General features: G+C 70.7%; 19 protein-coding genes and 1 pseudogene. 8 read left to right on the top strand and 12 right to left on the bottom strand.

What is annotated here, in order from left to right; all coding sequences use genetic code 11:
• Positions 1-37 precede the first annotated feature (37 nt).
• The 5 genes from cysS to ACIRC0_RS27250 form a co-directional block, all read right to left on the bottom strand.
• Positions 38-1,438, bottom strand: coding sequence for a cysteine--tRNA ligase (gene cysS / locus ACIRC0_RS27270; RefSeq protein ID WP_403620666.1), 1,401 nt, complete (start codon positions 1,436-1,438; stop codon positions 38-40).
• 93 nt (positions 1,439-1,531) lie between these two features.
• On the bottom strand, positions 1,532-1,939 hold the full coding sequence (locus tag ACIRC0_RS27265) for a PPOX class F420-dependent oxidoreductase (protein ID WP_403620663.1): 408 nt from the start codon (positions 1,937-1,939) through the stop codon (positions 1,532-1,534).
• Positions 1,940-2,088: 149 nt separating this feature from the next.
• Entirely contained in the window at positions 2,089-2,610 is a 522-nt protein-coding gene (ispF, locus tag ACIRC0_RS27260; RefSeq protein ID WP_403620660.1) for a 2-C-methyl-D-erythritol 2,4-cyclodiphosphate synthase, read from the bottom strand.
• A complete protein-coding gene (gene ispD / locus ACIRC0_RS27255) occupies positions 2,600-3,361 on the bottom strand; it encodes a 2-C-methyl-D-erythritol 4-phosphate cytidylyltransferase (RefSeq protein ID WP_403620657.1) in 762 nt (253 codons plus the stop codon). The genes ispF and ispD overlap by 11 nt, the downstream gene beginning before the upstream one ends.
• Positions 3,362-3,718: 357 nt before the next feature.
• Positions 3,719-4,201, bottom strand: a complete 483-nt coding sequence (locus tag ACIRC0_RS27250; protein ID WP_003953493.1) for a CarD family transcriptional regulator — start codon at positions 4,199-4,201, stop codon at positions 3,719-3,721.
• Positions 4,202-4,879: 678 nt separating this feature from the next.
• Between ACIRC0_RS27250 and ACIRC0_RS27245 the strand changes: the two genes are divergently transcribed.
• Positions 4,880-5,539: a DUF461 domain-containing protein gene (locus tag ACIRC0_RS27245; protein ID WP_403620654.1), complete on the top strand. Its 660-nt coding sequence runs from the start codon at positions 4,880-4,882 to the stop codon at positions 5,537-5,539.
• 263 nt (positions 5,540-5,802) lie between these two features.
• Here the strand turns inward: ACIRC0_RS27245 and ACIRC0_RS27240 are convergent, their stop codons facing one another.
• Both ACIRC0_RS27240 and ACIRC0_RS27235 read right to left on the bottom strand, forming a co-directional pair.
• Positions 5,803-6,483, bottom strand: coding sequence for a response regulator transcription factor (locus ACIRC0_RS27240; protein WP_015659563.1), 681 nt, complete (start codon positions 6,481-6,483; stop codon positions 5,803-5,805).
• Positions 6,480-7,799: a sensor histidine kinase gene (locus tag ACIRC0_RS27235; RefSeq protein ID WP_403620651.1), complete on the bottom strand. Its 1,320-nt coding sequence runs from the start codon at positions 7,797-7,799 to the stop codon at positions 6,480-6,482. Before ACIRC0_RS27235 ends, ACIRC0_RS27240 begins: the two co-directional genes overlap by 4 nt.
• A gap of 245 nt (positions 7,800-8,044) precedes the next feature.
• On the opposite strand from ACIRC0_RS27235, the gene phoU reads away from it, so the two are divergent.
• The 6 genes from phoU (at position 8,045) to ACIRC0_RS27205 (ending at position 13,364) form a co-directional block, all read left to right on the top strand.
• Positions 8,045-8,734: a phosphate signaling complex protein PhoU gene (gene phoU, locus ACIRC0_RS27230; RefSeq protein ID WP_403620648.1), complete on the top strand. Its 690-nt coding sequence runs from the start codon at positions 8,045-8,047 to the stop codon at positions 8,732-8,734.
• Between the two features lie 132 nt (positions 8,735-8,866).
• The gene (locus ACIRC0_RS27225) at positions 8,867-9,019 is read left to right on the top strand and encodes a hypothetical protein (protein WP_403620645.1); all 153 of its coding nucleotides are present in this window, start codon (positions 8,867-8,869) and stop codon (positions 9,017-9,019) included.
• Between the two features lie 177 nt (positions 9,020-9,196).
• On the top strand, positions 9,197-9,445 hold the full coding sequence (locus ACIRC0_RS27220) for an SCO4226 family nickel-binding protein (protein ID WP_403620642.1): 249 nt from the start codon (positions 9,197-9,199) through the stop codon (positions 9,443-9,445).
• Positions 9,446-9,679: 234 nt separating this feature from the next.
• Positions 9,680-11,020 (top strand): D-inositol-3-phosphate glycosyltransferase, encoded by a 1,341-nt coding sequence (mshA, locus tag ACIRC0_RS27215; RefSeq protein ID WP_403620639.1) that lies wholly within the window; start codon positions 9,680-9,682, stop codon positions 11,018-11,020.
• Between the two features lie 22 nt (positions 11,021-11,042).
• Positions 11,043-11,543, top strand: coding sequence for a YbjN domain-containing protein (locus ACIRC0_RS27210; RefSeq protein ID WP_403620636.1), 501 nt, complete (start codon positions 11,043-11,045; stop codon positions 11,541-11,543).
• A 153-nt stretch (positions 11,544-11,696) separates the two neighbouring features.
• Complete coding sequence (locus ACIRC0_RS27205) at positions 11,697-13,364, top strand: glycosyl hydrolase family 28-related protein (protein WP_403620633.1); 1,668 nt, start codon at positions 11,697-11,699, stop codon at positions 13,362-13,364.
• A gap of 113 nt (positions 13,365-13,477) precedes the next feature.
• On the opposite strand, the gene ACIRC0_RS27200 is transcribed toward ACIRC0_RS27205, so the two are convergent.
• On the bottom strand, positions 13,478-14,734 hold the full coding sequence (locus ACIRC0_RS27200) for an MDR family MFS transporter (protein WP_403620630.1): 1,257 nt from the start codon (positions 14,732-14,734) through the stop codon (positions 13,478-13,480).
• 196 nt (positions 14,735-14,930) lie between these two features.
• Here ACIRC0_RS27200 and ACIRC0_RS27195 point away from each other — a divergent pair, with 196 nt between their 5' ends.
• The gene (locus tag ACIRC0_RS27195) at positions 14,931-15,692 is read left to right on the top strand and encodes a phosphoglyceromutase (RefSeq protein WP_403620627.1); all 762 of its coding nucleotides are present in this window, start codon (positions 14,931-14,933) and stop codon (positions 15,690-15,692) included.
• Positions 15,693-15,795: 103 nt separating this feature from the next.
• Here ACIRC0_RS27195 and ACIRC0_RS27190 read toward each other — a convergent pair whose 3' ends face one another.
• From ACIRC0_RS27190 to ACIRC0_RS27175, 4 genes and pseudogenes are all read right to left on the bottom strand, one after another.
• On the bottom strand, positions 15,796-16,071 hold the full coding sequence (locus tag ACIRC0_RS27190) for a ribosomal protein L7/L12 (RefSeq protein ID WP_403620624.1): 276 nt from the start codon (positions 16,069-16,071) through the stop codon (positions 15,796-15,798).
• Between the two features lie 40 nt (positions 16,072-16,111).
• Positions 16,112-17,355, bottom strand: a pseudogene (locus tag ACIRC0_RS27185) (tyrosine-type recombinase/integrase).
• Positions 17,355-17,594, bottom strand: coding sequence for a helix-turn-helix transcriptional regulator (locus tag ACIRC0_RS27180; protein WP_403620621.1), 240 nt, complete (start codon positions 17,592-17,594; stop codon positions 17,355-17,357). Before ACIRC0_RS27180 ends, ACIRC0_RS27185 begins: the two are co-directional and overlap by 1 nt.
• Entirely contained in the window at positions 17,587-18,900 is a 1,314-nt protein-coding gene (locus ACIRC0_RS27175; protein ID WP_403620618.1) for a replication initiator, read from the bottom strand. The genes ACIRC0_RS27180 and ACIRC0_RS27175 overlap by 8 nt, the downstream gene beginning before the upstream one ends.
• Between the last annotated feature and the right edge of the window lie 125 nt (positions 18,901-19,025).

The following is a 19,025-nucleotide window of genomic DNA, read 5'->3' as shown; positions in this document are numbered from 1 at the left end:
CCGGGCGGCACAATCGATCATCGGATCGGTGGTGGGATCAGCGCGGGCCGAGCGTCCAGCGCGGGCCCTGCGGGCTGTCCTCGATGACGAGCCCGGACTGGTTGAGCTGGTCGCGGATGGCGTCCGCGGTGGCCCAGTCCTTGCGGGCGCGGGCCGCCTCGCGCTGCTGGAGCACCAGGCCCACGAGGCTGTCGACCACGCCGTGCAGGTCCTCGCCGCGGTCGCCCTCGCCCGCCCACTGGGCGTCGAGCGGGTCGAGGCCGAGGACGCCGAGCATGGCGCGCACCTCGGCGAGCCGGGCCACGGCGGCCTCCTTGTCGTCGGCCGCGAGCGCGCTGTTGCCCTGGCGGACGGTGGTGTGCACGACGGCGAGCGCCTGCGGCACGCCCAGGTCGTCGTCCATGGCCTCGGCGAAGGCGGGCGGCACCTCGGCGGCGGGCTCGACGACACCTCCGGCCTTCTCGACGACGCGCTGCACGAAGCCCTCGATGCGCGCGAACGCCGACTCGGCCTCGCGCAGGGACTCCTCGCTGTACTCGATCATCGAGCGGTAGTGCGGCGTGCCCAGGTAGTACCGGAGCACGATGGGCCGCCACTGCTTGACCATCTCGGAGACGAGCACCGAGTTCCCGAGGGACTTCGACATCTTCTCGCCGCTCATGGTGACCCAGGCGTTGTGCACCCAGTACCGGGCGAACTCGTCGCCGAAGGCCTTGGCCTGGGCGATCTCGTTCTCGTGGTGCGGGAAGATGAGGTCGAGGCCGCCGCCGTGGATGTCGAAGGCGGAGCCCAGGTACTTGTGCGCCATGGCGGAGCACTCCAGGTGCCACCCGGGGCGCCCGCGTCCCCACGGCGTCTCCCAGGTCGGCTCGCCGGGCTTGGCGGCCTTCCACATGGCGAAGTCCCGCGGGTCCCGCTTGCCGGTCTCCCCGACGCCGGAGGGCTGCTGGAGGTTCTCCAGCTCCTGGTTGGACAGCTGGAGGTACTCCGGGAAGGACCGCACGTCGAAGTAGACGTTGCCGTCCGCCTCGTAGGCGTGCCCGCGCTCGATGAGAGCGCGCATCATCTCGACCATCTCGGTGATGTGACCGGTCGCGCGCGGTTCGTACGTCGGCGGGAGGCAGCCGAGCCCGGTGTACCCCTCGTTGAAGGCACGCTCGTTCTCGTAGCCGATGGCCCACCAGGGGCGGCCATGGTCCGCGGACTTCGCGATGATCTTGTCGTCGATGTCGGTGACGTTCCGGACGAAGGTCACCTGGTACCCGCGGTACTCGAACCACCGGCGCATGATGTCGAAGTTGAGGCCCGAGCGGATGTGCCCGATGTGCGGTGCGGCCTGCACGGTGGCGCCACACAGGTAGATCGAGACACAACCCGGCTTGAGCGGGGTGAAGTCACGGATCTGCCGGGCGCTGGTGTCGTACAGGCGAATAGTCACGAGTCCAGAGTAGTGGGCCGGGGCCGGTGTCCGGCGCCCAGCCCACCAAGACCGTCACCCGATCATGCGGCGGATGCGGCAGGTCTTCCCGCCTCAGAGCCGCCCCGCCACCTTCTGCGGCACCACCCGCACCACCACCCGATCCGCGTCCTGCGCCGACGCCGGGTTGAACTCGGCGTATTTCTTCCCCGTGTACTTCAGCGACAGTTCGTCGATCAGTTCGCGGGCGCCCTCGGTGGTCATCTCCGCGGTGCCGCGGATCTCCGCGTACTCGTACGGCGCGTCGGGGTTCAGGACCACCACGCTCACCCGGGGGTCGCGGTCCAGGTTCAGCTTCTTACGGCGGTCGACCGTCGTGGAGAAGAGGAGGTCGTCACCGTCCCGCTTGACCCACACGGGGGACAGTTGGGGGCTGCCGTCGGGCTGGATCGTGCCGACGACGATGAAGACGGGGCCGTCGAGCAGGCTCTTGAGGCGGTCGGACAGTACGGCGGTCGGCATGGGTGCCTCCGGGACCTGGGTCATGTGTCGCTGGTCACTCTGCCGGTACCCTCGCACGCTCTCAGCACGCCCGCACCACGAGCGGCGTCGGCATCGCACGCGCACCAAAAAGGCCCACCGTCAGCGAACCGGCACCACCAGCACCGCCGTCAGCGAACCCGCACCACCAGCGCCGTCGCCACCGCCATCAGGCCCTCGTCCCGGCCGGGGAAGCCGAGGCCGTCCGTCGTGGCGCCGGAGACCGAGACCGGTGCGCCCGCCGCCTCCGAGAGGATCTTCTGTGCCTCGTCGCGGCGTTTGCCGATCTTCGGGCGCGGCCCCACGACCTGCACCGCGATGTTCCCGATCCGGAACCCCGCCTCGCGCACGATCCGTGCCGCCTCCGCGAGCAGTGTCACCCCGGACGCCCCGGACCACTCGGGCCGCCCGGTGCCGAAGTGCTGCCCCAGGTCGCCGAGGCCGGCGGCGGAGAAGAGCGCGTTGCACGCGGCGTGTGCGACCACGTCCGCATCCGAGTGGCCCGCGAGTCCGGGCCCCTCGCCGTCCCACTTCAGGCCCGCGCACCACAGCTCCCGCCCCTCCTCGAAGGCGTGGATGTCGGTGCCGATGCCCACCTGGGGCAGCAGCGGCCCACCCGGCGGCAGCCGGACGTCGGACGCCTCAGAACCCATCGGTGAGCCTCCTGCGGGTCAGGACCGCCTCCGCGAGCACCAGGTCCAGCGGTCGCGTGACCTTGAAGGCCTCCTCGTGGCCGGGGACCACGACGACCGGCAGCCCGAGCTGCTCCACCATGCTCGCGTCGTCCGTGACGTTGTCCGTGACCGTCTCGTGGGCCTGGATCAGCGTCGCCCGGTCGAAGCCCTGCGGGGTCTGCACCGCGCGCAGCCTGGCGCGGTCGGGCGTGGCGACGACCGGTTCGGGATCGCCGGGCGCGGCGGCCGGCTCGACCTCCTTCACCGTGTCGGCGAGCGGCAGCGCCGGGACGACGGCCGGCGCGCCCTCCCGTACCGCCTCGATCACCGCGTCCACCGTGTCCACCGGCACCAGGGGGCGGGCCGCGTCGTGGACCAGGACGATCCCGTACTCGGGCGGCAGGGCGTCGAGGCCGAGCCGTACGGACTCCTGGCGCGTCTCGCCGCCGGGGACGACCAGGAAGTCGGTCCTCTCCGGCAGCGCGTGCGCGTCGAGCAGCGACTTGACCTCGGGGGTCCCGTCGGGCGGGGCCACGACGACGACGAGGGAGACCGCGCGGGACGCCGCCATCGCGCGCACGGCGTGGATGAGCATGGGAACGCCACCGAGCGCGCGGAGCGCCTTGGGGGCACCCGGGCCGAGGCGTACGCCCCGGCCGGCGGCCGGAATCACCGCGGCGGTACGGACGGCGGGCGGCTCGGTGGTCGAAGGGCGCGAATCGTCAGACATCGGTTCCTGTCAGGTTTGTGTGCTCGGCCGGGATGGGTATGGCCACACCGTGCCGGGCGCGACGCCTTGACCGGACCCTTCCGTGACTTCTGGTCGAGCCGACTGCCCGGGCCCGGCACGCCAAGTATCGGGGTTTCCCCGTCGGCACAGGGATCCGGGCAGGGCTTTTCGCGTTCCGGCTGTTGCACCTGAGGTTCGGGCCGCGGCGTCATGGGTACGCCGGGCGGGGACGGGTACGAACATGCCGCAGCGCCCGGCGACATCTACTGTGTCATCGGGCACCGCGGCATCGCGTGTGTGCTGTGCGCCGGTCGGTCCGCCACGCTCCTGGCCGGGGAGCGAGCGGGCCGGGAGGCGTCAGGACGCGAGGACCTCGTCGAGGAGAGCCTCGGCCTTGTCCTCGTTCGTGTTCTCCGCGAGGGCGAGCTCGCTCACCAGGATCTGCCGGGCCTTGGCGAGCATCCGCTTCTCACCGGCGGAGAGTCCGCGCTCGCGCTCGCGGCGCCACAGGTCACGCACGACTTCCGCGACCTTGATGACGTCGCCGGAGGCGAGCTTCTCCAGGTTTGCCTTGTAACGACGAGACCAGTTCGTGGGCTCCTCGGCGTACGGCGCGCGCAGCACCTCGAAGACCCGGTCCAGCCCGTCCTGACCGACCACATCACGCACGCCGACGAACTCCGCATTGTCCGCTGGCACACGCACCGTCAGGTCGCCCTGGGCGACCTTCAGCACCAAGTAGGTCTTGTCCACGCCTTTGATCTGGCGAGTTTCGATGGCCTCGATCAGCGCGGCCCCGTGATGGGGATAGACCACGGTGTCGCCAACCTTGAACGTCATGTGACAGGTACCCCTTCCGTGGCTATCCAGGGTAACACGGAAACCGCGCGTTCTGAATGGCGTTTTCGCAGGTCAGGGCATATCTCGGGGCTTGACAAGCGCGACCGCAACGTGCTTCGAGGGGTGAGCGGAAGAGGGTATTCGCAGGTCGGAGCGGCTGTGCGGGCGGGGCGGAACCCGGGCGTTACACACGTCTCAGGGCTCCGAGCGTGCCTGGAACATCCGCTTTTGTCCACCCCCAAGTGATCGACTTCCGCTACTCCGTTCGGTGTGCGGAGGCGGGTACGAGTCGAATCCGGAATTGATCAAGGGCTCGGGCGAGGCGCGCTTGTTGTGCCGGTGATCGATTTTCGCCACCCGCCTCGCAACCCGCCTCGCATTCCTTATGGGAAATCCCCGGGGCGGGTGAGGAGACGCTTATGTGAATGCTGAGTCAGGAGTGTTCAAAGTGGCAGGTGGGACTGCCGTGAACGGGGTTGACCGCAGTGGCGTCGCCCTGGCAGCGGCAGGGCGCGCTGCGGCCCGGGCCGGACCCGTGCGGCGAAGTGCCGGGCTTGGGGAGGGTCGGGTGCGGTGGCCCGGGAGCGGCTCGGTAACCTAAGGCCGCTGACAGATACTTAGGGCGGCTTTATCAGGGGGTCGCCCTGCTTCGCCCACGTACAAGGAGTTGCCGCCGCCGTGAGCAGCAGCCTTCGACGCGGCGCCCTCGCCGCCGCCGCCATCGCGTTCTCGATCGCCTCGCTCGCCGCCTGCGGCGCCGGCAACGACAGCCAGACGCTCCAGGTCAAGCCGGACAACGCGGCGACCAGCGTCGGAAACATCAAGATCCAGAACGCGCTCGTCATCACCCAGCCCGACCCGAAGTCCACCGGGCCGGCCGTCATCTCCGCGACGGTCTTCAACGCCGGCCGCACGGACCAGACGCTGGACTCCATCACGCTCGACGGCACCGGCAAGACCGCAGAGCTCAGCCCCGCCTCGGGCAAGGGCAAGCTCACCATCCCGGCCGGCGGCTCCGTCGTGATCGGCGGCAAGGGCAACGCCTCCGCGGTGCTGCCGAGCGGCCGGGAGGCCGTGCAGGACGGCAACGCGCAGAAGATCACGTTCAGCTTCAGCGAGGCCGGGGACGTGAGCCTGCGGGCGTTCGTGGTCCCCGCCGAGGGCTACTTCACCAAGTGGGGCCCGAGCAACATCCCGTCGCCGTCGGCCACCGCCTCCGCGTCCCCGGCCACGTCGGCGCCGGGCTCCCCCAAGCCGTCGACCTCAGTGCAGGGTTCCCCGGCCGCGGGCGCCGAGGGATCACCGTCGGCGACCGCGTCGAAGTCCCCGAGCCACTGAGGGACTCCCGGGCACGGACACGAGGGCGGTACCCCGGTGGGGGTGCCGCCCTTCGCCGTACGGGTCCGCGTGGAGGCGGGCACGGCCGCCGGCAGTGCGGCACGCACCGCCACACCCCCACACGCACGAAGGGCGGCACTCCGCCAGGAGTCCCGCCCTTCGTCGTGCGATGCGTGCGCCGGCGCGCCGCCGCCGTCGTTGTCTCGCTTATGGCTTACGGCTTACGGCTTACGGCTTACGGCTTACGGCTTACGGCTTACGGCTTACGGCTCGAACTTGTAGCCGAGGCCGCGGACCGTCACCAGGTAGCGCGGGGCGCCCGGGTCCGGCTCGATCTTGGCGCGCAGGCGCTTGACGTGGACGTCGAGGGTCTTGGTGTCGCCCACGTAGTCCGCGCCCCACACCCGGTCGATGAGCTGCATACGGGTCAGCACGCGACCCGCGTTGCGCAGCAGCATCTCCAGCAGGTCGAACTCCTTCAGCGGCAGGTCGACCTTCGACCCGGAGACCGTGACCACGTGGCGGTCGACGTCCATCCGCACCGGACCGGCCTCCAGCGCGGCCGGCGTCACCTCCTCCGGCTCGCCGCGGCGGCGCAGCACGGCCCGGATCCGGGCGACCAGCTCCCGCGAGGAGAACGGCTTGGTGACGTAGTCGTCGGCTCCTATCTCCAGCCCGACGACCTTGTCGATCTCGCTGTCCTTGGCGGTCACCATGATGACGGGGACGTTGGAGCGGCCGCGCAGCTGACGGCACACCTCCGTGCCGGGCAGACCCGGCAGCATCAGGTCGAGGAGGACGAGGTCGGCGCCGTTGCGCTCGAACTCGTCGAGTCCGTCGGGCCCGGTGGTCGCGACGGCGACCTCGAAGCCCTCCTTGCGGAGCATGTACGACAGGGCGTCGGAGAAGGACTCCTCGTCCTCGACGACGAGCACTCGGGTCACGGAAGGACCTCCGGGGCGGGAAGCGGTTCGTACGGGGATGAGACGGTGGGGGTCGTCCCGTCGGGCAGGCCGTCCTCGTCATCGAGGTCGGACGGATGGTCGGTCGCGCGGTCGCGGGCCGCACCCGCCTCCGGCAGCCGCAGGGTGAAGGTGGAGCCCTGACCCTCGGAGCTCCACACCGTGACCTCCCCGCCGTGCGAGGCGGCCACGTGCTTGACGATCGCGAGACCGAGGCCGGTGCCGCCCGTGGCACGGGAGCGGGCCGGGTCGACACGGTAGAAGCGCTCGAAGATGCGCTCCTTGTCCTTGTCGGAGATGCCGATGCCCTGGTCGGTGACGGCGATCTCGATCAGGTCGCCGCCGGGCGCGGACACCCGGCGGGCGGCGATGCCGACGCGGGTGCGGGCGGGCGAGTAGTTGACGGCGTTCTCCACCAGGTTGCCGAGGGCGGCGGCGAGCTGTCCGCGGTTGCCCCACACGTGCAGTTCCGCGGTGCCTCCCACCCGTCGACCACCACCCTGATCGTGCCCTTCGGGCACCCACACATTCGAGGCCATGGTGATCTGCTTGGTGGTGGCAGCGTGCCGGCAGCGGTCGATGGCCTCGGCGACCAGTTCGTCGACGCGTACGGGCTCGGCGTCCTCCAGCGGGTCGTCGTTCTGCACCCGGGAGAGGTCGATGAGCTCCTGCACGAGGTTGGTCAGGCGGGTGGCCTCGACCTGCATCCGGCCCGCGAAGCGCTGCACGGCCTCGGGGTCGTCGGAGGCGTCCATCACGGCCTCGGAGAGCAGCGACAGGGCGCCCACCGGTGTCTTCAGCTCATGGCTGACGTTCGCCACGAAGTCACGGCGCACCGCCTCTATCCGGCGGGCCTCGGTGAGGTCCTCGACGAGCAGCAGGACCAGCCGGGAGCCGAGCGGCGCCACGCGCGCGGAGACGGCGAGCGCCTCCCCGCGTCCGGTGCCGCGCCGCGGCAGGTCCAGCTCGACCTGGCGTATCTCGCCGTCGCGCCGGGTGTCACGTGCCATGTGGAGCATCGGCTCGACGGCGAGCCTGCCGCCGCGCACCAGCCCGAGCGCATAGGCTGCGGAGCTGGCCTTGACGACGGCGTCGGCCTCGTCGAGGACGACGGCCGAGGAGCGCAGGACGGACAGCACCGTGTCCACGCCCGGCGGCAGCACGGGGTCGGTGTGCAGGGAAGTGCGGGTGGGGCGCTTCTGGTCGCGCTCGCTCCAGCGGAACGCCAGCATGGCGATGACACCGGTGAGCGCTCCGGCGATCGCTGCCGCTGCGGCGACCGCCGCGTTCACGTCCATGCGTCCAGATTAGGCAGGTCCTCGCACCTGCCCACAGCCATCGGAGTGCGACCTCGAACACTCGTCGCCCAGAGTTCACCTGGGAGCCGGTATTGGTTCATTCGGGATGGCGGAAACAGTCGCGTACGGGCCGGAACGTGGGAGCGTGGGGTGCGTAGGGCGCCGTGTCCGCCGTGTTTTCGTCATGGTGACGACGGGCCCCGGCCCCCGGCCCCCCGGAGCAGACGTAAGAGAGGGACACCCAGATGCGGGACGCGTACCACGAGGAACTTGACTCGATCGGTGACAGCCTGGTCGAGATGGCCCGGCTGGTCGGGTCGGCGATCGGGCGTGCCACGACGGCCATCCTCGACGCCGACCTGAAGCTGGCGGAGGCCGTGATCGAGGCCGACCAGAAGGTCGACGACCTCCAGCACGACCTGGAGGCGCGCGCGATAGCCCTCCTGGCCCGCCAGCAGCCGGTGGCGACGGACCTGCGCATCGTGGTGACGTCGCTCAGGATGAGTGCGGACCTCGAGCGCTCGGGCGACCTCGCCCAGCACGTCGCGAAGCTGGCCCGGCTGCGCTTCCCCGAGCGCGCCGTGCCGCACGACCTGCACGCCACCATCCTGGAGATGGGCCAGCTCGCCCAGCGCCTGATGGCGAAGGCGGCCGAGGTGATCATCACCAAGGACGTCGACCTGGCGCTGCAGCTCGAGCAGGACGACGACGACATGGACCTGCTGCACCGCACCCTCTTCCAGCACCTGATCGACGAGCGCTGGAGGCACGGCATCGAGACCGCCGTGGACGTGACCCTTCTGGGCCGCTACTACGAGCGCTACGCCGACCACGCGGTCGCGGTGGCCAAGCGGGTGGTGTACCTGGTGACCGGTGAGCACGCGGACGACATCCAGTCCGGTGTCCAGCCGGTGACGGGCGTCGAGGGCGCGTGACGGGGAGCCCGCAAGGGGCCTGAAGAAGGCCGGCCGGGCGTGTACGAGCCCCTGTGCGCCGTTGATGCGCCCGGCCCAGCGGGCATGCAATGGGCTGAGGCACCAGTCTCGACATCCTTCGAGGAGGGACCCATGCCCGAGACCCCGAGTACGCCCGACCCCACGCAGGAGCGCGAGACCCAGCAGCCCGCCGAGATCACAAGCCTGCCGCTGGTCGGCGCCTGCGGCTGCGGCTCCGGCTGCGGATGCGGGTGCCAGTCGGGCGCGCCCTGCCAGTGCGGCTGACAGCGCATCGCGCACGACAGCACGACAGCACGACAACGGAACACAGACCTACGACGACGAGGGGCCCCGGCGCGCTGCCGGGGCCCCTCGCATGCATGGGGAAGCCCACGAGCGCAGCATGAAAGAGAAGGAAGGAAAGGAAGGAACGGGGGCGCACCAGGAACGAGGTACCAGGCCATGGCCCAGTTCATGGACATCCACCGCGGTATGAAGGGCATCACGGCCGATCAGCTGAGCGAGGCCCACCAGGCAGACCTCGCCATCGAGGAGGAAGAGGGCGTGCACTTCCAGCACGCGTGGGCGGACCCGGAGTCGGGAACGGTCTACTGCCTGTCCGAGGCCCCTTCGGCCGAGGCGGTGCAGCGCATCCACGAACGAGCAGGCCACAAGGCGGACGAGATCCACCCGGTCCCCCTGTCGGCCTGACGCCGTCGATCCGCACTGTCGACCTGACGCCGTCGATCCCCCTGTCGACCTGACGCCGCCGCCGGACGGGCACCGGCCCGGCAGCCCCACGCCTCGAACGGTTGACCGACACATGGCAATGATTGGGTAAAACCGCCTCCGCGGGAAATGGTGCGCACTCGCGCGGCGTTCGACTCCTTGGAGGGTGTTCCGCGCCGTCCGCACAGGCATGCCCGCAGCAAGGAGGAACGCCACGTGAGCCAGTACGTCACCAGGCTCGGGCGTCGCTCCCCGGCGACCACCTCGCGGCTGCGGCTGCCGCACCGCAGGCCCCGCCGTGTGGCCATGCTCTCCGTGCACACCTCACCGCTGCACCAGCCCGGCACGGGTGACGCCGGCGGCATGAACGTCTACATCGTGGAGCTGGCCCAGCGGCTCGCCGCCCAGGGCATCGAGGTCGAGGTCTTCACCCGGGCCACCACGGCCGCTCTGCCGCCGGCCGTCCAGCTGGCCCCGGGCGTGCTGGTCCGGCACGTCGACGCCGGACCGTACGAGGGGCTGGCCAAGGAGGACCTCCCGGCCCAGCTGTGCGCCTTCACGCACGGTGTGATGCAGGCGTGGGCCGGTCACCGCCCCGGCTACTACGACCTCGTGCACTCCCACTACTGGCTCTCCGGGCACGTCGGCTGGCTGGCCGCCGAGCGCTGGGGCGTCCCCCTGGTGCACGCCATGCACACCATGGCCAAGGTCAAGAACGCCAACCTCGCCGAGGGCGACACCCCCGAGCCCGCCGCCCGGGTCATCGGCGAGATGCAGATCGTGGCCGCCGCGGACCGGCTCATCGCCAACACCTCCGAAGAGGCCGACGAGCTCGTACGCCACTATGCCGCCGACCCCGACAAGGTGGCCGTCGTCCACCCCGGGGTGAACCTGGAGCGCTTCCGGCCCGCCGACGGCCGGGCTGCCGCCCGGGCCCGGCTCGGCCTGCCACAGGACGCGCTGATCCCGCTCTTCGCCGGGCGCATACAGCCCCTGAAGGCGCCCGACGTGCTGCTGCGCGCCGTCGCCGTCCTCCTCGACGAGCGCCCCGAGCTGCGCTCCCGCATCGTCGTGCCCGTCGTGGGCGGCCCCAGCGGCAGCGGGCTCGCCAAGCCGGAGGGGCTGCAGAAGCTCGCCGCCCGGCTGGGCATTTCCGACGTCGTCCGCTTCCGGCCGCCGGTGCGGCAGGACGAGCTCGCCGACTGGTTCCGCGCCGCGTCCGTCCTGGTGATGCCGTCGTACAGCGAGTCCTTCGGGCTCGTCGCGATCGAGGCACAGGCCGTCGGCACGCCGGTCCTGGCGGCCGCGGTCGGGGGACTGCCCGTCGCCGTACGGGACGGGCACACCGGGTTCCTGGTCGAAGGCCACGATCCCGCCGCGTACGCGCGCGTACTGCGCGATTTCGCCGACGAGCCGCAGCTGTGCGCACGCATGGGCGAGGCCGCGTCCCTGCACGCCCGGTCGTTCGGCTGGGACGCGGCGGCCTCCACGACCGCCGGGGTGTACACGGACGCCATGCAGGCCCACCGGCGCCGGGCGCGCACCCACCACGGCTGACACCTCGCGTACGCTGCCTGGCATGTCCGATGAGCAGCGGGCCGCACAGGTCATCGAAGGGGTCCTGAAGGACGCCGAACTGGAGTGGGAGAGCCCGCAGTCGGGCTCGTACGTCGTGAAGCTCCCCGGGACGCGCAAGCTGTCGACGACCGTCTCACTGATCGTCGGCCGGCACTCGCTGTCCCTCAACGCCTTCGTGATCCGCCACCCCGACGAGAACGAGCCCGCGGTGCACCGCTGGCTGCTGGAGCGCAACCTGAAGCTGTACGGGGTGAGTTACGCCGTCGACCCGCTCGGCGACATCTACCTCACCGGCCGGCTGCCGCTGGCCGCGGTCACCCCGGACGAGGTGGACCGGCTGCTCGGCTCGGTCCTGGAGGCGGCCGACGGCAGTTTCAACACCCTTCTGGAGCTGGGTTTCGCGTCCGCGATCCGCAAGGAGTACGCCTGGCGGGTGTCCCGCGGGGAGTCCACCCGCAACCTGGAGGCGTTCAGTCATCTGACCCAGCGCCCCGAGCACTGACCCTCCGGGCCCTGTAATTCATCGCCGCACGACCCCTTCCGCACCGTGCGGCCCCGTGGCATGCTCACGGCCAGCACACTTCTGAACATCGTTCACATCCATGGACTTTATCTCCCGGGCTCGTCCCGGGGATCCCTGGAAGGCGGTTCGGGCATGGGCAAGGGGCACGCGGACATCAGCAGACGGAGCCTGCTCGCAGGCGCCATCGCCGTGGCGGGCGCCGCCGCCACCGGAACGACGGCGGCGGCCGCCACACCGTCCAGGGGCCAGGTGCCCGCCCTGTGGCACGAGTTCGTCCGCACGCCCTTCACCCATCCACAGATCCCGTACGTGGGCCGGGCCGGTCACCGGCTCGGGGCGGCGCGCTTGCCCCGCCGCCCCGTGGTGGCCGACGTGACCGCCTACGGGGCCGTGGGGGACGGCACGACCGACTGCGCACCCGCGATCAACCGTGCCATCGCCGCCGCCGGAAGGGCCGGCGGTGGCACGGTCACCATCCCGCCCGGCACCTTCCGCATCGACGGCCTGATCCACATCGGGTACGACAACGTCGTACTGCGGGGCGCGGGCAGCGACCGTACGACGCTGTACGCGACGAAGAACCTGACCGAGCTGATCGGCGTCTACGGCTCCCGCTACGGCGGCACCAAGTCGTCCTGGTCCTGGGCGGGGGGTCTCATCTGGCTGGCCCCCAAGGCCCGTTGGGACTCCCTGGTCGCGGCCATCCGGGCGCAGGCATGGCCGTTCGAGGGCTGGACCGGCAACAGGCGCGACGAGTGGGAGACGCTGACCACGGTGTCCCCCGCCAGGCAGGGCTCCTGGACGGTGACGGTCGCCGACGCCCGCCGGCTGAGGCCGGGCCGACTCGTCCTGCTCCGCCTCGCGGACGACGCCGGCCACACCCTCCTGGAGCACATGTCGGGCGGTGGTCCCGGCCCGCAGGCGTACTCCTGGGACGACAAGACGAAGCTGACGTCCTACGTCCCCTATGAGTGGCCCGTGCGCATCGCGCGCGTGGCGGGCCGGAAGGTCACGTTCGAGCGACCTCTTCCGCTGGACGTGCGCCCGGAGTGGGATCCGCGCCTGACCACTCACGTGCGGGAGCTGACCGGCGCGGGCGTCGAGGGCCTCACCCTCCAGGCGATCGAGACCCCGCAGTCCCAGCACCTGCTGGACAAGGGCTACAACGGGGTCGCGTTCCAGTGCGCGTACGACTGCTGGGCGGACGACGTCGTCGTGCGGCACGTGGACAACGGCTTCGGCCTGGTCGCCGCCTCCTCCTGCACACTGCGCCGCACGCGCGTGGCGGGCCGTGGCTCGCACCACCCCTACTTCTGCCGCGAGGGCTCGCACGACAACCTGATCGAGGACTTCACGATCGAGCAGCGGACCGTCCCGGCCCCGCCGAACACCCAGCTCCACGGCATCAACGTGGAGGGCCTGTCCTCGTACAACGTCTGGTCGCGCGGCGAGATGCAGATGGGCACGTTCGACTCGCACCGGGGGCTGCCGTTCGCGAACGTCCGTACGGACATCACCGTGAACAACAACGGCCGTCACGGCGGCGACGCCATCGCCGGGCCCCTCTTCGGCGCCCGCTTCACCCACTGGAACCTCCGCGTGACGAACGGCCGCGCGGGCCTGATGAAGATCGACGGCCTGGCGCCGTACTCCGCCACCGTCGGCATCAACGAGGTCACGGAGTTCGACCAGATCGACGTGCCCGACTTCACGGGCGACCTGCACTCCCGTCTGGAGTTGTACGGCACGACCGACGCGGTACGGCCGCGGAACCTGTACGAGGCGCAGCGGGGGCTGTGACCGGGGCGGGGCTCAGCAGGGGCCGTGACCGGGGCGGGGCCCAGCGGGGGCTGTGACCGGCGCGAGACCGGCGGGGCCGTGACCGGGGCGGGCCGCTGTGGGGTCGGCCCGCCTCAGGCCGCGCCGACCTCCGCCGCCCCCGCTGTCTCCTTCTCCGTCCCCCGCGCCGGCTCCTCCCCGGGGAGGCGGCGCATCAGCGCGGCGTAGCCGAACCCGGCCGCCGTACCGACCACCGCGCACAGGCCCCACAGCCACTCCGCGCCGAGCCGGTCGATGACGAAGCCGGACAGCAGCGGCGCGACCAGCGAGGCCACCGACCAGGACAGGGTGTACATGCCCTGGTAGCGGCCGCGCCCGTGCACCGGGGAGAGGCGTACCACGAGGCCGGTCTGGGTGGGCGCGTTGACGATCTCCGCCAGCGTCCACACGCACACCGTCAGCGCGAAGACACCGACCGAGCCCGCGAAGGCGGTCAGCCCGAAGCCGTACCCCGCGAGCACGGAGGAGACCACCAGCAGCCGGCGCGGATCGCGGTGCTCGATGAAGCGGGTGACCGGGATCTGCAGCGCGACGATCAGCACGCCGTTCACGGCGATCGCCATGCCGTAGTCCGCGGGCGAGAACCCGGCCTCGCCCATGGCGACCGGCAGACCGACGGCCCCCTGCTGGAAGACGAGCGCGACGAGGAAGGACAGCCCGACGACGCTCATGAAACGGCCGTCCCGCACGACGGTCCCGAGGCCGACGCCATCCGCGGCCTCCTTGGCGGTGGGCGCGGGCCGCGACTCGGGCAGCTTCGCGAAGACGACGACCGCGCAGACCAACGTCATCCCCGCCTCGATCAGGAACCCGGCGAGATAGCTGAACTCGGCGATGAAACCCGCCGCCATGGAGGACACGGCGAAGCCGAGGTTGATCGCCCAGTAGTTGAGGGAGAAGGCGCGCACCCGGTCCTCGGGGCGCACGATGTCGGCCATCATCGCCTGCACGGCGGGCCGGGAGGCGTTGCTCGCCATGCCGACGAAGAAGGCGACGCCGGCGATGGACACGGGATCCCGCACGAACCCGAGCAGCGCCACGAACCCGGCGGTCGACGTCTGCGCGATCAGCAGGGTGGGCCGCCGCCCGAGCCGGTCGGCCATCACGCCCCCGCCGAGCGAGGAGACGACACCGCCGAGCCCGTGCAGCGAGGCGACGAGACCGGCGTACGAGGCGGAGTACCCGCGGTCCAGGGTCAGGTACAGCGCCATGAAGGTGGCGACGAAGGCGCCCAGCCGGTTGACGAGCGTGCTCGTCCACAGCCACCAGAACTCGCGGGGAAGCCCCGAGACGGTCTCGCGGGCGGCACGTCTGACGGCGGCGATCGACATGAGGGTCCCCCACGGGCGTAGGCGCATGTAAGCGGCTCCAACGGTGATCAGAACTTACAAAGGCGCGGCGCGGAGGGGCCACTCAATTAACAGATGCCGTCAACTGTCGTACGGCGCGGGAAGCACCCGCCGACCGGCTGTCCGCCTGCCGGGCGGGCCGTACGAGGGGGCGAATGCGTGGATTACGCTCTGGGGCATGGCCGACGCACCGTACAAGCTGATCCTCCTCCGCCACGGCGAGAGCGAGTGGAACGCGAAGAACCTGTTCACCGGCTGGGTGGACGTCAACCTGAACGAGAAGGGCGAGAAGGAGGCGGTCCGCGGCGGTGAGCTGCTCAAGGACGCCGGCCTGCTGCCCGACGTGGTCCACACCTCCCTCCAGAAGCGCGCGATCCGCACCGCGCAGCTGGCACTGGAGGCCGCCGACCGCCACTGGATCCCGGTCCACCGCTCCTGGCGCCTGAACGAGCGGCACTACGGCGCCCTCCAGGGCAAGGACAAGGCGCAGACGCTTCAGGAGTTCGGCGAGGAGCAGTTCATGCTCTGGCGCCGCTCCTACGACGTGCCGCCGCCCCCGATCGAGGACGACTCGGAGTTCTCCCAGGCCGACGACCCGCGCTACGCGACGATCCCGCCGGAGCTGCGCCCGAGGACGGAGTGCCTCAAGGACGTCGTCTTCCGCATGCTCCCGTACTGGTACGACGGCATCGTCCCCGACCTGCTGGCCGGCCGCACGGTCCTGATCGCGGCCCACGGCAACAGCCTGCGCGCCCTGGTCAAGCACCTGGACGGCATCTCGGACGCCGACATCGCCGGCCTGAACATCCCGACGGGCATCCCCCTCTCCTACGAACTGGACGCCGACTTCAAGCCGGTCACCCCCGGCGGCACGTACCTCGACCCGGAGGCGGCCGCGGCGGCGATCGAGGCGGTCAAGAACCAGGGCAAGAAGAAGTAAGCCCGTAGCTGTAAGCCCCCTGCCTGCGGTTTCTCCGCTGGCAGGGGGCTTTTCTCTCGCCCTGGGCCGTCTCTGGGCCGTAAGCCGGTTGATCGGGCCGTGCTCAGTGCTCCAGGAAGTCCGGCTCCGGCTGTTCTCTCGCCTCTGCTCGGGCTCCCACATCGCGGAGGGCCGAGACGGCTGCCGCCGCATCTTCCTGGGGCACGCCGGCGAGAATGACGGCGGGAAGCTGCGCCGCCAGAACCTTGCTACGCCAGAGGCTCAGCCCCGTAAGCCGACGGACGACCTGGACGACGTCCATCACACGGACACCAGGATCGGTGAGCACCACGTCATGAGGCACGTCGTCGCACACCAGCAAGAAGTACTCGTCTGCCATTGCTCTCCCCGCCCTTCCCCGGTCCGGAGCGTACGAGCCCTCAACCGCCATGTCGCATCGTTTTGGTGGCGTCGAAGACGGCGGCCACGGCCTTGCGGGTTCGCTCTTGACTGGACGGCATGAGGTGCGCATAGACGCGAAGAGTCAGGCCGGGGTCCGAGTGGCCGAGGTACTCGGCGAGGGCCTTGATGTTCTCTCCGGCGTCCAGGAGCACCGAGGCGTAGAAGTGCCTCAGTGCGTGCATGCCGTTCTCGCGGGACTCGGCGTACGACCCGCCCGGCTTCCGCTCGGGGATCACGCCAGCCGAGGCAAGGGCCCGCTTCCACACCTCCTCGTTGAGCGACGTACGCCAGACGTGCCCGCCGCGCGGTCCGGTGAAGATCAGCCGCTTGGTCACCGGAGGCCCGTCCGCCACCTTCCACGGCAAGGTGATCTCGACGGGCGGGAACCGCTTCATGTGGGCGCGGAGGGCGTCAGCGACTGGACCAGGAGCGGTACGTCCCGGAGCTTGCCACCCTTCGGCGGAGCGAAGACCGGCTTGCTGCGGCTCAGCTTGAGCTGCTGGACCACGTGGAGGGTGTCCGACTCGAAGTCGATCGCGTCGACGGCCACGCCCAGGATCTCGCCTTGCCGAAGGCCGCAGCCGCCGCCCAGGTCGACCATGGCTTGGTAGCGCTCGGGCATGCCGGCCCGGACGGCGAAGACCCGTTCCGGCGTCCAGGGCACGACGCGCTTGCTGTCCACAGTCGGTGGACGGACTGAGCGGGCGGCGCATGGGTTCCGAGGGAGGTGCCCGTCGTCCACGGCCGCGCTCAGGGCGGCGCGCACGTTGGAGTAGATCGTCCGGGCATACGAGCCACGGACGCCGTTCTCTTGGAGCTGCCGCACCCAGTCGCGGATGTGAGCGGGCTGGAAGGAGCCGAGGGGGCGCGACCCCAGGTAGGGGTAGGCGTGCAACCGGAGTTGCGACTCCATCGAGGCCTGAGTATTCGGGTCCGGCGCGTGGGTCACCCACTTCTCGGCGTACTGCTGGAAGGTGATCCGGGCCGCGCGGGGGTCAATGTACTGGCCCCGCGCCATGTCTGCCTCGGTCTGCGCCAGCCACTGTTCGGCGAGCCGCTTCTGACGGTCGGGGAAGCTCTTGGACTTCTCAGTGCCGTCCGGGCCGACGTAGCGAGCGCGGTAGCGCATGCCCGTGCTATAGCGCTCGGTCTTGACTTTGCGAGTCTTGCCGTCCGGCCCCTTCTCTTCCTTGTACCAGCGGTCTTGGATGTGTCCGGCCATCAGGCAGCGGCCCCCTTGATCCGGGACTCCACCCAGGCGCGTACGTCGTCCGGATCGAACCGCAGGTGCCGACCGACCCGGAAGCCGCGAGGACCGGTGCGCTTACGACGCCACTGGTAGACCGTCTCGACACTGGGCAGCTCGAACATCTCGACCAGGTCGTCAGGAGTCAGGAACCGCGTGGGCAGGGCACGAGTTGCGGCGGCTACTTCTGCCGAGGCGCGGTGTCGATCAGCCATGCGTGGGCTCTCCTTCCGTTCCGGGGGCGGGTTCGAGGGATGCGGCAAGCCAGGCTTCGGCGGACGACAGGCCAGTGCCGGCGAAGACCCAGTGGGCGAGGACGTACGTCGTCTCGGGCTCCGGGCCGTTGGTTGCTGTCGCTTGCGCGCGGCGCCATTCGGCGCGGGCGTCACGCAGAGCGCCGAGAGTCGTGGAGTAGCGGCGGGACTTGGTGGAGAAGTGGCCGCGGAAGCCGAGCATGTGGGCCCAGGCACGGAGCCGGAGGTGTTCGAGGTCCTTGCGTGCGCCGAGGGCCCATGCCGTTCGGATCAGGCGGCGGGCGTGGTCGCTGATGTCGAGCTGCGCCAGCTCGGCGACGAACTTGAGCGGCCGGTCGAGGGCGCCCGTCGCTGTCTCGGCGCCCTTGGTGGCGTACTTGGCGATGTACGCGGCCACGGCCCGCTCGGTCAGCTCCTGGCCGCCGCTGAAGTCGGCACCACGGATGGTGCGGACGTCGAGCTGACGGCCGAAGGTGAAGGTGTGCGCGCGTCCGTCGATGACCGGCCCGTCCACGCGGACTTTGGCGGTGGCGGCGCGGATGGCGTCCGTCAGCAGCTCGGCGGTGGCCCAGGCCGGTGGCGGGGTGTCTCCGCCGCCGGGACCGTCGAGACGGATGACGGCGTGGAAGTGGACAGCGCCGCGCTTTTGGTACTCGGCGACCTTGGCGAAGGACACGCGCGCGTGATCGCGGAACCTCCGTTGTGACAGCCCCGCACGCTTGGCGACCTCTCGGCGCAGGTAGACAGAGAAACGCCGCCAGAGCGCACCGGCGTGCGCGTTCCACAGAACGGCCGCTTCGTAGTCGTACGTGTCAGGGTCCAGCGGGGTGCCAAGTACGTCGTCGTCCTGGTCGTGGAGCAGGCCGCAGCGGCACGGGCGGACAGTGCCGGCCGGGCCGGTCGGTCGGTTGTGCACCGGGCCGAAGCTGGGAGCCGTGAAGGTGGCAAAGACGCGCGGATGTGCGGCGACGTGTTCGGGGATGCCCTTACCGCCGCGCAGACCGGACGTGATCAGGTGGAAGGTGTCGCGGCGGTACACCTCGGCGCAGGCCGGGCAGCGGGTCGTGCGGCGGTTGTTGCAGCGGACGAGAAGCTGACCGGCCGGAAGCTCCGACGAGTCGAGATGCTGGAGAACGCGGCCGATCTCACCGGTACGCGTGTCCACGTCGTACTCGGTGCGGTGGCCGTCGAGACGGATCGGATTGGTGCAACCGCCGAGCCCGGAAAGCTGCCGGAGGATACCCGGCAGGGTGCCGTGCTGGGCCATCCTTGCGAGTTCCGGGAGCGGGGGCGGGGTGGTGCCGGTGAAGATGACTGTCTCCTTCTGACTGGCTCGGTCGAGAGGGATGGGCCCCGGGGCGGCGGATGCTTGGTCGTGTCGTGCCGCCCCGG

Source organism: Streptomyces sp. NPDC093984, assembly GCF_044764595.1.
Lineage (GTDB): Bacteria > Actinomycetota > Actinomycetes > Streptomycetales > Streptomycetaceae > Streptomyces > Streptomyces cynarae.
This window is presented reverse-complemented; position numbering and strand designations above follow the sequence as displayed.